15 protein-coding genes are annotated in these 12,671 nt (G+C 44.8%); 3 read left to right on the top strand and 12 right to left on the bottom strand.

Annotated elements, in window-relative coordinates; all coding sequences use genetic code 11:
* The first annotated feature begins 28 nt into the window (after nt 1-28).
* On the top strand, nt 29-1,372 hold the full coding sequence (gene pmbA, locus QWZ04_RS08655; protein WP_290326999.1) for a metalloprotease PmbA: 1,344 nt from the start codon (nt 29-31) through the stop codon (nt 1,370-1,372).
* A gap of 76 nt (nt 1,373-1,448) precedes the next feature.
* Here pmbA and mgtE read toward each other — a convergent pair whose 3' ends face one another.
* From mgtE to QWZ04_RS08595, 12 genes are all read right to left on the bottom strand, one after another.
* A complete protein-coding gene (mgtE, locus tag QWZ04_RS08650) occupies nt 1,449-2,807 on the bottom strand; it encodes a magnesium transporter (RefSeq protein WP_290326997.1) in 1,359 nt (452 codons plus the stop codon).
* A gap of 108 nt (nt 2,808-2,915) precedes the next feature.
* Complete coding sequence (locus QWZ04_RS08645; protein ID WP_290326996.1) at nt 2,916-3,215, bottom strand: HPr family phosphocarrier protein; 300 nt, start codon at nt 3,213-3,215, stop codon at nt 2,916-2,918.
* A 3-nt stretch (nt 3,216-3,218) separates the two neighbouring features.
* Entirely contained in the window at nt 3,219-4,082 is an 864-nt protein-coding gene (gene rapZ / locus QWZ04_RS08640; RefSeq protein ID WP_290327080.1) for an RNase adapter RapZ, read from the bottom strand.
* A 30-nt stretch (nt 4,083-4,112) separates the two neighbouring features.
* Complete coding sequence (gene ptsN, locus QWZ04_RS08635; protein ID WP_290326994.1) at nt 4,113-4,565, bottom strand: PTS IIA-like nitrogen regulatory protein PtsN; 453 nt, start codon at nt 4,563-4,565, stop codon at nt 4,113-4,115.
* A gap of 2 nt (nt 4,566-4,567) precedes the next feature.
* Nucleotides 4,568-4,855, bottom strand: coding sequence for a ribosome hibernation promoting factor (gene hpf, locus QWZ04_RS08630; protein ID WP_102523104.1), 288 nt, complete (start codon nt 4,853-4,855; stop codon nt 4,568-4,570).
* 27 nt (nt 4,856-4,882) lie between these two features.
* Entirely contained in the window at nt 4,883-6,355 is a 1,473-nt protein-coding gene (locus tag QWZ04_RS08625; RefSeq protein ID WP_290326991.1) for an RNA polymerase factor sigma-54, read from the bottom strand.
* A 60-nt stretch (nt 6,356-6,415) separates the two neighbouring features.
* A complete protein-coding gene (gene lptB, locus QWZ04_RS08620) occupies nt 6,416-7,141 on the bottom strand; it encodes an LPS export ABC transporter ATP-binding protein (protein ID WP_290326989.1) in 726 nt (241 codons plus the stop codon).
* 14 nt (nt 7,142-7,155) lie between these two features.
* Nucleotides 7,156-7,644 (bottom strand): lipopolysaccharide transport periplasmic protein LptA, encoded by a 489-nt coding sequence (lptA, locus tag QWZ04_RS08615; protein ID WP_290326987.1) that lies wholly within the window; start codon nt 7,642-7,644, stop codon nt 7,156-7,158.
* Nucleotides 7,625-8,188, bottom strand: a complete 564-nt coding sequence (gene lptC, locus QWZ04_RS08610; RefSeq protein ID WP_290326985.1) for an LPS export ABC transporter periplasmic protein LptC — start codon at nt 8,186-8,188, stop codon at nt 7,625-7,627. Before lptC ends, lptA begins: the two co-directional genes overlap by 20 nt.
* Nucleotides 8,185-8,745, bottom strand: coding sequence for a 3-deoxy-manno-octulosonate-8-phosphatase KdsC (gene kdsC, locus QWZ04_RS08605; RefSeq protein ID WP_290326983.1), 561 nt, complete (start codon nt 8,743-8,745; stop codon nt 8,185-8,187). Before kdsC ends, lptC begins: the two co-directional genes overlap by 4 nt.
* Nucleotides 8,745-9,731, bottom strand: a complete 987-nt coding sequence (gene kdsD, locus QWZ04_RS08600; protein WP_290326981.1) for an arabinose-5-phosphate isomerase KdsD — start codon at nt 9,729-9,731, stop codon at nt 8,745-8,747. The genes kdsC and kdsD overlap by 1 nt, the downstream gene beginning before the upstream one ends.
* Nucleotides 9,732-9,754: 23 nt before the next feature.
* Nucleotides 9,755-10,720: a calcium/sodium antiporter gene (locus QWZ04_RS08595; RefSeq protein WP_290326979.1), complete on the bottom strand. Its 966-nt coding sequence runs from the start codon at nt 10,718-10,720 to the stop codon at nt 9,755-9,757.
* Nucleotides 10,721-11,083: 363 nt separating this feature from the next.
* On the opposite strand from QWZ04_RS08595, the gene mlaF reads away from it, so the two are divergent.
* Nucleotides 11,084-11,887 carry a phospholipid ABC transporter ATP-binding protein MlaF gene (gene mlaF / locus QWZ04_RS08590; protein WP_290326977.1) on the top strand — a complete coding sequence of 268 codons (804 nt, stop codon included), beginning with the start codon at nt 11,084-11,086 and terminating at the stop codon, nt 11,885-11,887.
* The gene (gene mlaE / locus QWZ04_RS08585) at nt 11,877-12,671 is read left to right on the top strand and encodes a lipid asymmetry maintenance ABC transporter permease subunit MlaE (protein WP_290326975.1); all 795 of its coding nucleotides are present in this window, start codon (nt 11,877-11,879) and stop codon (nt 12,669-12,671) included. The genes mlaF and mlaE overlap by 11 nt, the downstream gene beginning before the upstream one ends.

Genomic DNA, 12,671 nt, shown 5'->3' with positions numbered 1-12,671 from the left:
ATAAAATTTTAAAAGCAGTTATTTCAGTATGGATGTAAAACAGCAAATCGCTCAACAACGAGTGGAATTAGAAGCCGCTGTAGCAAAAGCGTTAGAGCTAGCAACGGATACCGCAGACGCTGCAGAAGTCGCGATTTCTAAAAGCACAGGCATTAGCGTTTCTACGCATATGTGTGAAGTTGAAAACGTAGAATTCAATAGTGATGGTGCATTGGGGATCACGGTTTATCGTGGTCACCGAAAAGGCAGCGCATCGACTTCTGACTTAAGTGAAAAAGCCATACACCAAACTGTTCTAGCTGCGTTAGATATTGCTAACTACACATCAGAAGATCCTTACGCGGGCCCAGCCCCGAAAGAGCTAATGGTTCAAGATATTCCTGATTTGGATCTTTTCCACCCTGATCAACCGGATCCTGAGCGTGCAGCGGAAGTGGCAATAGAAGCTGAGCGTGCTGCTTTGGCCTACAGTGACAGAATTAAACAAAGTGATGGTGCGAGTTACGATAGCCATTACGGTGTACGTGTTTATGGGAACAGCCACGGTTTACTCGCGAGTTTTCCTTCCAGCCGTCACAGTGTAAGTTGTTGTGTTATCGGTGAGAGTAAAAATGGCGACATGGAGCGCGATTACAGCTATTCCGTTTCAAGACGCGTACAAGATTTGTGGACTCCGCAAAGCGTTGGTATTAAAGCGGCTGAGAAAACAGTAAGCCGCCTTGATGCTAAGCGTCTAGCAACAGGTAAATATCCGGTGATGTTTGCTGCAGATGTCGCGACAGGTTTAATTGGTCACCTTGTCATGGCGATCAGCGGTGGCAGTTTGTACCGCAAGTCCTCTTTCCTGTTAGATAAGTTGGGCGAAAAAATCTTACCGGACTGGTTCAATATTGAAGAAAACCCCCACGTGCTGCGTGGTTTAGCTTCTAGCCCGTTTGATAATGAAGGTGTGTTCACCCAAGATCGACAAATCATTACTGATGGTGTGTTGTCGACGTACCTTTTGACTAGCTATGCTGCGCGTAAAATGGACATGACGCCGACCGGGCATGCTGGTGGTATCCACAACTGGTCTGTTAAATCAACCGGACAAGATTTCGATGCGATGCTTAAAACCTTAGGGACTGGCTTTTTGGTCACAGAGCTTATGGGGCAAGGTGTGAATATGGTCACCGGTGACTACTCTCGCGGTGCCGCCGGTTTTTGGGTCGAAAATGGTGAAATTCAGTACGCAGTTTCAGAAGTGACCATCGCGGGTAACTTGGTAGATATGCTGCAGCAGATTGTTGCAGTGGGTACCGATATCGAAACTCGATCTCAAATTCAAACCGGTTCTATCTTATTGGAATCGTTGAAAGTCGCTGGTGAGTAATCACTTACTATAGCTTTAAAATATAAAGCCGATGCCATTACTGACATCGGCTTTTATGATCTTGTAACTGGTAATGCTATCCAATCATTACCGTCGCTAGGCCTAAGAACACCAATAAGCCGATCACATCGGTGATCGTTGTGAGGGCCATTCCACCAGCCAGTGCAGGGTCTATATTCATTTTCTTCAAGAACAGGGGAATGCTTACCCCTGCAATTCCGGCGACTAGTAAGTTGGTCATCATTGCGGCTGAGATAATGCCTCCAAGCATCCAACTGTCTTTCCAGACCACTACGATACCACCGATGATTAACGCCCATAGAAGGCCATTGAGGAAGCCTATCGCCGCTTCTTTGAGTAGTAACTCTCGTTTGTTCGAGTCACCAATATGACCCAAAGCGATACCACGAATCACTAAGGCAACGGTTTGGTTACCAGCAACCCCTCCCATTGAAGGAACGATGGTCATCAGTACGGCGATGGCTGCCATTTGTTGTAATGTGGCTTCAAATAGGTTTGATACAGAAGCGGCCGTTAATGCGGCCAGTACGTTTGCACCAAGCCAGATACTCCGTTTACGAGCCGATTTAAATACCGGGGCAAACGTGTCTTCGTCGTCGTCCATACCAGCCATACTCATCATGGAGTGTTCTGCATCTTCACGAATAACGTCAACAACATCATCAATGGTGATACGACCGACAAGATGATTATTTTCATCAACTACCGGAGCAGAAACCCAATTGCGTCGCTCAAAAAGGCTGGCTACATCGGCATCACTGGCAGTGACGGAAAGTGCTTCGTCTGGCGTTTCCATGATTTCGCTAATGGCAACATCAGGCTGAGAGGTAAGTAGGGTGGTAAGGTGCAAGAAACCCGTCAGCTTTTCTTCTGAATCCAGCACGTAAAGAGCATCAGTGGCTTCAGGTAATTCGCCTTTCATTCTTAGATAGCGAAGTACAACATCGACATCAACATCGCTACGGATGGTGACAAAGTCGGTGTTCATCATACTGCCGGCGGTGTCTTCTTCGTAAGCAAGAGCGGTTTCTACGCGATGCCTATCGGCACTGTCCATTTGAGAAAGAACTTCCCGTGAGACGTCATCGGGTAGGCTTCGTAAAACGTAAGCAACGTCATCGGTATCCAGACCTTCAGTCGCTTCAGCTAACCGTTCCGGGGCCATTTTCGATACAAGGTTATCTTTTACGTCTTCGGATAATTCATCGAGGATCTCACCGTAATCTTCAGGATCGGTAAGTTGCCACAGCACTTCACGGCTTTTTCGCGGAGAAGCTTCAAGTAAGTGGGCAATGTCTTCTGGCTCCATGTCTTGGAGCATACGGCGTACATGAACAAAGCGGCCACTGTCTAGAGCGTCACTAACTTCTTGTAGGGTTTGATGAGTTTGGTCAAATTCTAACTGCTCGGCCATTCTCGCCCCCTAAATTTGAATTGGTTACAATATGTTGAATAATATCCTAATTCTAGGCCTTGTTTAATAAGATATCGTGAAACCGGGGGATTTTATTTATCGAGTAGTTTATTCATCTTCGTCAAAGCGGTGTTCGATAAGTTCACAAACGGCACTCAATGCGGCCTCTGCTTGTTCACCCGTTGCTGAAATGGTTACGCTTTGGCCCTGGGAGGACTCAAGCATGAGTAACCCCATGACGCTGTCTGCCCCTGCTTGTTTTTCACCATTGCTTACCGATACTTGAGCATCATAGCTTTGCGCTAATTCGACCAATTTAACTGCGGCTCGTGCATGAAGCCCCAGTCGGTTTAGAATTAAAATGGTTTTGCTGCATTGTTTCGGAATGCTTGGGGGATTTGCTGGCATCGACTAACCCTTATGATTCTTTTCTAAGCTAACATGACGGATCTGTACTTGATGGCCCAGCTTTGTGAAGTGCTCGCCAATCTGTTGGGTGATGTAAACTGAGCGATGTTTTCCGCCGGTACAGCCGATAGCGACAGTGAGGTAACTGCGATTGTTTTTTTGCAGTAATGGGAGCCATTTTTCGACAAACCCTTGTATCTCTGATTTTAACTCGAGTACTTCGTCATGAGTTTCAAGAAACGCTTTGATTGGAGCGTCAAGCCCGGTCAATGGACGAAGATCAGGATCCCAATGAGGGTTTGGCAAAAAGCGTACGTCGAATACGTAGTCGGCGTTGTTCGGTAGGCCGTATTTAAAACCAAAAGATTCAAAGACCATGACCAACTCTTTGCTTTCTCTGCCGTCTATGCAGCGTCTTACGGTTTCGCTTAATTCATGTAACGACTGATCACTGCTGTCTAGAACGATATCCGCCTGCTCTTTTAGATCGAGCAATAAGCCTTTCTCAATTTGAATGGCCTGTTCAAGTGACACGTTGCTCAGGCTGAGTGACAAAGGGTGAATGCGACGAGTTTCGCTATAACGTTTAAGCAGGGTAGTTTCTTTGGCATCGAGGAACAGCACGTTAACATCGAAGTGCTGTTTCAACGTTTTGAGTGCGTTAGTGACCAAGCTAGGGTCTTGGGGCAAATTACGAATATCAATGCTTACTGCAATGTTTTGTTTGCTGTGCTTGACGGTTTGTACAAATGAGTCAAGCAAGCTGACAGGGAGGTTATCTACGCAGTAATAGCCGAGATCTTCAAGTACCCGCAGAGCAACACTTTTACCTGCTCCTGATTGGCCACTGATTACAATGAGGCGCAGTTTATTCGATGACATGTTGGTTAACTCGATTTATTGGGTGATGATGTCGTAAAGCTCTTGATCAGATTGAGCGTTACGCAGTTGTTTCAAGGTGCATTTATCGTTGAGACGTTCCGCCATAGCAGATAAGGTTTTTAAATGGGTTTTGCATTGAGCATCGGGAACTAACAAGGCAAATAGTAAGTCAACGGGCCTGTTATCGATAGCGTCAAACTCTATGGGTTCTTGGCACTGAACCAATACAGCAACAGCTTGATCTATTTCTGAATCTTCCAGCATTCGACCGTGTGGTATCGCTATTCCATTACCAATTCCTGTACTGCCCATTTTCTCTCTGTTGAGCATGCACTCAAATAGTTGAGTTGAGTTTCTACCAGTATGGCTTGCGGCTATCTCGCTGATGATTTCAAGAGCGCGTTTTTTGCTGGTGCATTGAACCGCACTTTTTGTGCAGTCCAATGAAAGTACTTCGCTTAATTGCATGATTAATGGCTACTTAATTTCTCTTTGTGCTTATTGAGTTGACGCACAAGTTTGTCGACCAAGGAGTCAATGGCAGCATACATACTTTCGTCAGTTGCATGAGCATGAATATCCCCTTGATTAATGTGTAGGGTAGCTTCGGCGATTTGGTCGACTTTTTCAACACGTAAGACCACATTTACGCTATTTATATGATCAAAGAACCGCTCTAATTTCTGAAATTTGCTCTCAACGTAGTCCTGCATTGAATCGGTAATATCAATGTGATGTCCTTGGATATGTATTTGCATAGACTTTCCTTTTCTTTAAAGGCCTGTTTATAGCAGGCGTTTACGCTGACTTGATGGCGCAATGCCTAGAGATTCACGGTACTTGGCTATGGTACGTCTAGCCACTTGAATTCCTTGGTCAGCCAATAGAGCAGCAATCTTGCTATCACTGAGTGGTTTCGCTGTATTTTCCGCAGCGACTAACTTTTTGATAAGCGCTCGAATTGCTGTCGATGAACACTCTCCACCGTTGTCGGTACTGACGTGGCTAGAGAAGAAGTACTTCAACTCGAAGATCCCTCTTGGAGTGTGCATGTATTTTTGTGTGGTTACCCTCGAAATGGTGGATTCATGCATTTCTACTGCCAGTGCTATGTCGTTAAGCACCATAGGTTTCATTGCTTCTTCGCCATACTCAAAGAAATCGTGTTGGTGCTCTACAATACAACGAGCGACTTTGAGCAAAGTTTCGTTTCGACTTTCTAAGCTTTTAATCAGCCATTTCGCTTCTTGCAAATTAGAGCGGATAAACTGGCTGTCTGCGCTGTTGCCTTTCCCCATTGCCGCATATTGTTGGTTCACTTTGAGCTTCGGTACGCTGTCTGGGTTGATGGAGACGATCCACTGGCCAGCGTCTTTAAATACGGAAACATCTGGAATGACGTACTCTGTGTCATCCGGAGTGATGCGGCTACCTGGGCGCGGATCCAACTGTTGAATGAGGGCCATCACTTCGCGCAATTCCGCTTCTTTCAACTTTGTTTCTTTGCTAATTAATTTATAGTCACGATTACCCAGATGCTCAATGTGGTTTTCAAGTAAAGATTTTGCTTCTGCGAGCCAAGGCGTATTACTTGGGAAAGTTGCGAACTGCAGCAGTAAGCATTCTTGCAAATTACGAGATGCGACGCCTAATGGGTCGAACTGTTGAATGCGTTTTAACACGGCTTCAACTTCATCAAGTTCAACCTCATCGTTACCCATGCTTTCTAATATCTCATCGGTATCAATGGTGAGGTAGCCGTAATTATCAATGGCATCCACAATGGCAGAGGCAATGGTTCGGTCGGTGTCACTAAATGGCGTTAGATCGAGCTGCCATTGGAGGTAGTCTTGTAGGCTTTGAGTAGTTTCGCCTTGATAAATAGGCATGTCATCATCGATGGATATACCGGTATTGCCTGTATTGGCGCTATAGACATCTTCCCATGTGGTATCAATTTCTAAGTCGTTACTGATCTCAGAGGTTTCGATGAGCTCTGAACTGTCTTTAGGTTCAGGTTCACTCGTTACTTCTTCTGTGGACGCTTTCTCATTGGTGGTACTTTCTTTCGCGGAATCATCGTTAGCCGGTGCTTCTTCGAAGCCATCCTCTACATCAAGTAAAGGATTAGATTCAAGGGCTTCTTGAATCTCTTGTTGGAGATCAAGCGTCGACAGTTGCAGCAAGCGAATGGCTTGTTGCAATTGCGGTGTCATGGCTAATTGTTGACCTAGCTTAAGTTGTAATGAGGGTTTCATAGAGTCCTTTATATTTTTTAAAGCCTAGCGAACGAGCAAAACAACATACTTACCATTTAATCATAGACGGAATTGCTCACCCAGATAAACTCGTTTTACTTGTTCATTATTGAGAACTTGTTCCGGTGTCCCATCTGCAATCAAATGTCCTTGGCTTACAATGTAGGCATGTTCACATACATCAAGGGTTTCCCTAACGTTGTGGTCGGTAATGAGTACCCCTAAGCCACGATCTCGTAGGTGTTGAATAATTTTCTTGATGTCGATAACAGAGATAGGATCTACCCCTGCAAACGGTTCGTCCAGCAAAATAAATTTTGGATTTGCTGCTAATGCACGTGCAATTTCGACGCGACGACGTTCTCCACCAGAAAGCGCCATGCCATTGCTGGTTCTTATGTGTTGAATATGGAATTCGTCGAGCAAGTCTTCGAGCTTATCTTGGCGCTCTTCGCGAGACAATTCAGCACGAGTTTCTAACACTGCCATGATGTTGTCTTCAACGGATAGCTTTCGGAAAATCGAGGCTTCTTGAGGTAAATAGCCAATACCTAAACGCGAACGACTGTGCATGGGTAGAATGCTGATGTCTTGCCCATCGATGCTAATGCTGCCTTCATCACGAGCGACTAAGCCAACGATCATATAAAACGAGGTGGTTTTCCCCGCACCGTTAGGACCAAGCAATCCTACGATTTGGCCTGACTTTACTTGTAAGCTAACGTCCGAAACCACTTTGCGTTTCTTGTAACTTTTTGCCAGGTGTTCTGCTTTTAAGATCGCCATATTTTTAACTACTTTTACTGTTGGGTTGGCTGCAGTACCGTTGATACTCTTTCTTTGGCACTGCCATCAGCCATCAATTGCTGTGATGATATTTGATAGCGAATTGTTGTACCTTTTATCAAACTATCATCTTGAGCAAGCTCTGCTTTACCAGTCATGGTCAGTAAGTCTTCTTGAACCATGTACTTGAGCTTCTTTGCTTGACCGGCTAAGGTTTTCCCCTCGTCAGTGAGCTGAGTAAACTTAGCGGTATCACCATAGGCTTCGATCTGTTCTACCGAATCGTCGGCAGGATTTCTCAGTACGATGATCTTGTCAGCTTCAATATTGATGCTGCCTTGTTTAAGCGTTACATCGCCAATAAAGGTGACTTTACTGCTTTTCATATCCAGTGATTGACTGTCTGAATCTATGTAAATAGGTTGCTCTGTGTCGTTGCTTAACGCCCATGCTTGGGTTGCAAACGTGATTAACCCGATAAGGCTAAGGTGTAACAGTTTCATATTTACCTTGCACTTGGTTAAAGAGAGTCGCGGTATTACGGTCAAAATTGCCTTTCATCGCTTGTCCCTCTGTGGTGAATTGCGGACCAAAAAGCGTTACGGGCAGATTGGTGTGAAAATCTTTATTTTGTAGCTGTATCACCAGTTTCTCGGTTGATAGTGTATCAAAACCAGAGTTGGGTAATACGTTCTTCACTAACACATTGCCAGTGAGCTCTAGTTGGTAATCAGAATCCATGACGCCCTTATTGGCCGTCACTGTCCACTCTTCAGTATGACCGTCTCTGAATACACTTAGTTTCAATTGCTCAAATATGGTTTCGCCATTTTTCGAGAAGTGTTCCAAGTATTTGGACTTTATCTCAAAATTGCGCACGCCAGATTGATTGTAACTGGTGTTAGTCAAGGTTCGACCGCTAAAAACAGGTAACTCTACATCAGGCACAACCTGGATCACTTCTTTGTTGTTGTGATCATACAGGTAGTAAGCCGACCAACAAGACACAAAGAACAGTAACAGATAGATTGGGCGAGGTAGCGTCATATGCTCAAGCCTTTGTGGGCATCAAGTTCGCCACGAGCTTCCAATATTAAATCGCACACTTCGCGCACGGCGCCATGACCGCCGTTAATGTGTGTAACATAGTTCGCACGTTGGGCAAGCAAAGGGTGGCCATCGGCTACGCAGACTTTAAGCGCAACGAGATCCATGACTGGCCAGTCGATAAGGTCATCGCCAATATACCCAGTGTGTTCTGGTGAGATATTCAGTTTGCTACAAATATCATGATAGGCCTTTATTTTGTCGTCTTGGCCTTGGTAAATCAATGTAATACCAAGGGCACGCATGCGGTTTTCGACGATCTGAGATTGTCGGCCAGTGATGATCGCGACTTCAATACCGGCGTTCATCAAAGACTTAACGCCATAACCATCGCGAGTATGGAACGTTTTTAACTCTTCACCTTGATTGCCCATGTAGATAAGACCATCAGAGAACACGCCGTCAAGGTCACAGATCAGCAGTTTAATATCACGCGCTGCGTCAAACACGCTTTGCTCAACCTTGCCGTACAGTGTGGTAACCAGTGAATGGCTCATTACATGACTCCTGCTTTCAGTAGGTGATGAATGTTCAACGCACCAACCAGTTTGCCTTGTTCACATAGTAGTAACCCGGTGATGCTTTTCTCTTGCATCATATTCACGGCTTCTACTGCCAACATGTTTGGATTACCTACGGTTGGGTTTTTAGTCATCACATCGCCAATGGTCGTGCTATGCACATCGATACGCTTATCCAGTAGACGACGAAGATCGCCATCGGTAAAAATACCTAAAACTTGCTGAGTATTATCAACAATAGCGGTCATGCCTAAACCCTTTTGTGATATCTCCAGTAAGGCATCTCGAACGAGAGCATCAGGAGTTACCTGAGGAAGCGCTTCGTCCGTTTGCATGATATCACTGAGCTTCAATAGTAATTTACGACCCAGAGCGCCACCGGGGTGAGATAAGGCAAAGTCATCAGCAGTAAAGCCTCTTGCTTGTAATAGTGCAACCGCAAGTGCATCTCCCATCACAAGCGTGGCTGTTGTGCTTGTCGTTGGTGCAAGACCAAGAGGGCAGGCTTCTTCTGGCATACCTATGCATAGATGCACGTCTGCGAGCGTTGCCATGTTTGATGCAGGTTTGCCTGTCATTGCAATAATCTGAATGTTCAGTCTCTTAAGAACGGGAAACAGCGATAAAATTTCTGATGATTCGCCCGAGTTGGAGATTGCTAAAACGATATCACCGGGCTCTACCATGCCTAAGTCACCATGGGAGGCTTCCCCTGGATGAACAAAAAATGCAGACGTCCCGGTACTGGCTAAAGACGCGGCGATTTTTTTGCCTATGTGTCCAGATTTACCCATGCCCATCACAACTACTTTACCTTTGCTGGCAAGGATGGACTGGCATGCACGGCTAAATGACTCATCAAAGTATTGGTTAAGTTGATTAATTCCAGCCACTTCTATTTCTAGTACACGTTTTGCTGCTTGGCAAAAGTCAAAAGAACTTGATTCTAATCGTACAGACATAATATGAACTTCCTTAAATCCGCTTAAGCCGCTAGGTGATAGAGAAGGTAGCCTTGGTAAGCAATGAACACGGTAAGTAATATGCCGCCTTCAATACGATTCACGCTGCGTGATTTACCTAGTGCCATAACCACAAGCAATACTGAAACACCTAGCATGACCCAAAAATCTCGACCCATGGCGAGCTCGTTCAGTACTGATGGGTTAAGAATGCCAGGAATCCCCATTACAGCTAGGATATTAAATACGTTTGAGCCAATGATATTGCCTACTGCCATGTCGTCTTCGCCTTTGAATACACCCGCTAATGAGGCTGCGAGTTCAGGCAAGCTGGTGCCGATAGCGATAATTGTTAGGCCAATAACGAGGTCGCTCATTCCAAAATGCTTAGCAATGATAACGGCGTTGTCAACTAAGAGGTCGGCAGCTACTGGTAATAGAATAAGGCCAACAATTACCCAAAATATGGCATTTTTATTGGGAACCCCAACTGGGATCTCAGCTTCTTGATCTTCAACAAATGCATCGCCTTGAGTTTTCTCACTTCGGCTTATTTTAAGCATCATCAAAATGAATGCTGCGAATAGAACGAACAGTAAAACACCTTCACCAAAACCGAGGTAATTATCAAACAATAATGCACCTGCGATAACGGTGACGACAATCATCAATGGCAGCTCACGGCGGATAACCCCTGAGCTAATTGACATAGGCTTGATAAGTGCCGTAATACCTAAAATTAACGCTATGTTAGCGATGTTTGAACCCAGTACGTTACCAACGGCGGTGTCTGTCTTCCCCTCAAGTGCTGCGGTTGCCGACACCATCATTTCAGGCGCAGAAGACCCCATAGCAAGAATAGTCATACCAATCACCAGCGGTGATATACCAAAATTACGTGCTAACGCGGCGGCGCCATACACTAATTTATCTGCACTCCATACGAGCAAAATCAAGCCTACGGTAAGCAGTGCTGCAGCTACGAGCATGACGATCCCTTTAATTTTTGTTAATAATGATAAGTGTTTTCTGAATTAAGAAAGGTTCAGAATGGGTATAACCGCTAATTTTGACCTGTAGCGTTAGAAAATGGAAGTGGCATAACAAATAAAAACGTGACACTAGCATCTATATGCGTAAAGAATAAGAAACATCGTACTTAAGTGGTACCTAAGTTAAGTTGTTGATACTTATATTCGATAGCGAAAGTTAGGTCAATTTTCTCTCGTATTTATTACCTCAGGTTAAATTACGGTTAAAAACAGGTGCTTTATTTTGAACTTGAACGAATAAGTGCTTATGATTGCATGCACTTGTACTTTTATTGCGTTTTGTAGAAATCTTGGAGTTCTATGTCGACAAAGGATTCGGTCACGATACGAAATTTATCTTTCTCCCGCGGAGACAGGAAAATTTTTGACGACATTAATTTGGATATTCCTAGAGGTAAAATTACCGCGATCATGGGGCCGTCTGGTATTGGTAAAACCACGCTGCTACGCCTGATCGGTGGTCAAATAGCACCAGAGTCGGGTGATATTAATTTTGAACAGTGGAATATACCCTCTTTAAGCCGCAAAGAACTTTACCAAGCTCGTAAAAAAATGAGCATGTTGTTTCAATCTGGCGCGCTTTTTACGGATATTAATGTATTCGATAATGTGGCGTTCCCATTGAGAGAGCACACTGAACTTTCTGAAGCTTTCATCCGTACTATTGTTTTATTGAAACTTGAAGCTGTGGGTTTACGTGGCGCAGCAGAACTCATGCCGAGTGAATTGTCCGGTGGCATGGCGAGAAGAGCTGCGTTAGCGCGTGCTATTGCGCTTGATCCTGAGTTAATCATGTACGATGAACCTTTTGTCGGCCAAGACCCTATTACAATGGGGGTCTTGGTTGAGCTGATCAGCAATCTAAATAAAGCGCTTGGCTTAACGTCCATTGTGGTTTCACATGACGTCCCCGAAGTTATGAGCATTGCTGATAAAGTGTATTTGTTGGCTGATGGCAAAGTGATTGCTTATGGTTCACCTAGTGAACTAACCAATAATCCAGCAGAAGATGTCCAACAGTTCTTGCGTGGGTTCGCAGATGGTCCGGTGCCATTTAGTTTTCCAGCGAAAAGCTTACAAGAGGACTTGTTTGATGAACGCTAACTCAGTACTGGACTATGTAGCAAATATAGGTGACCGAACCTTATCGCTGTGTCGTTCTTGGGGCCGAGCCTCGATGATGTTATTTGGCGCATTGGCTTCAAAGCCTCAGCCTATTAAAAACTTTCCGCTGTTGATTAAGCAGTTATACAGTGTGGGCGTTCAGTCGATGGTTATCATTGTGCTGTCAGGCTTGTTTATTGGTATGGTGCTAAGCCTTCAAGGCTATGTCGTGTTGGTGGATTTTGGTGCGGAAGGCGCACTAGGGCAAATGGTTGCATTATCTTTACTGCGGGAATTAGGCCCAGTGGTTACAGCCTTATTGTTTGCAGGTCGCGCAGGTTCCGCATTGACCGCAGAAATAGGCTTAATGAAAGCAACAGAACAGCTGTCAAGCTTAGAAATGATGGCCGTGGACCCTCTTAAACGTATTATAGCGCCTCGATTTTGGGCTGGCTTTATCTCGATGCCATTACTGACCATGATATTTATGGCTGTCGGCATTTGGGGTGGGCAACTGGTTGGTGTTGATTGGAAAGGCATTGATCAAGGTAGCTTTTGGTCGTCCATGCAAGCTTCGGTAGAACTGGGGCAAGACATTGGCAATAGCTTGATCAAGAGCATGGTATTTGCTTTAACCGTTACTTGGATTGCTTTGTTTAACGGATACGATGCGATTCCTACTTCTGAAGGGATCAGCCGCGCTACAACAAGAACTGTAGTGCATTCTTCTCTCGCTGTACTGGCGTTAGACTTTGTACTTACCGCTTTGATGTTTGGGAATTAA

The sequence above is a fragment of the Vibrio tapetis subsp. quintayensis genome, from assembly GCF_030409945.1.
GTDB classification, from domain to species: Bacteria; Pseudomonadota; Gammaproteobacteria; order Enterobacterales; family Vibrionaceae; genus Vibrio; species Vibrio quintayensis.
This window is presented reverse-complemented; position numbering and strand designations above follow the sequence as displayed.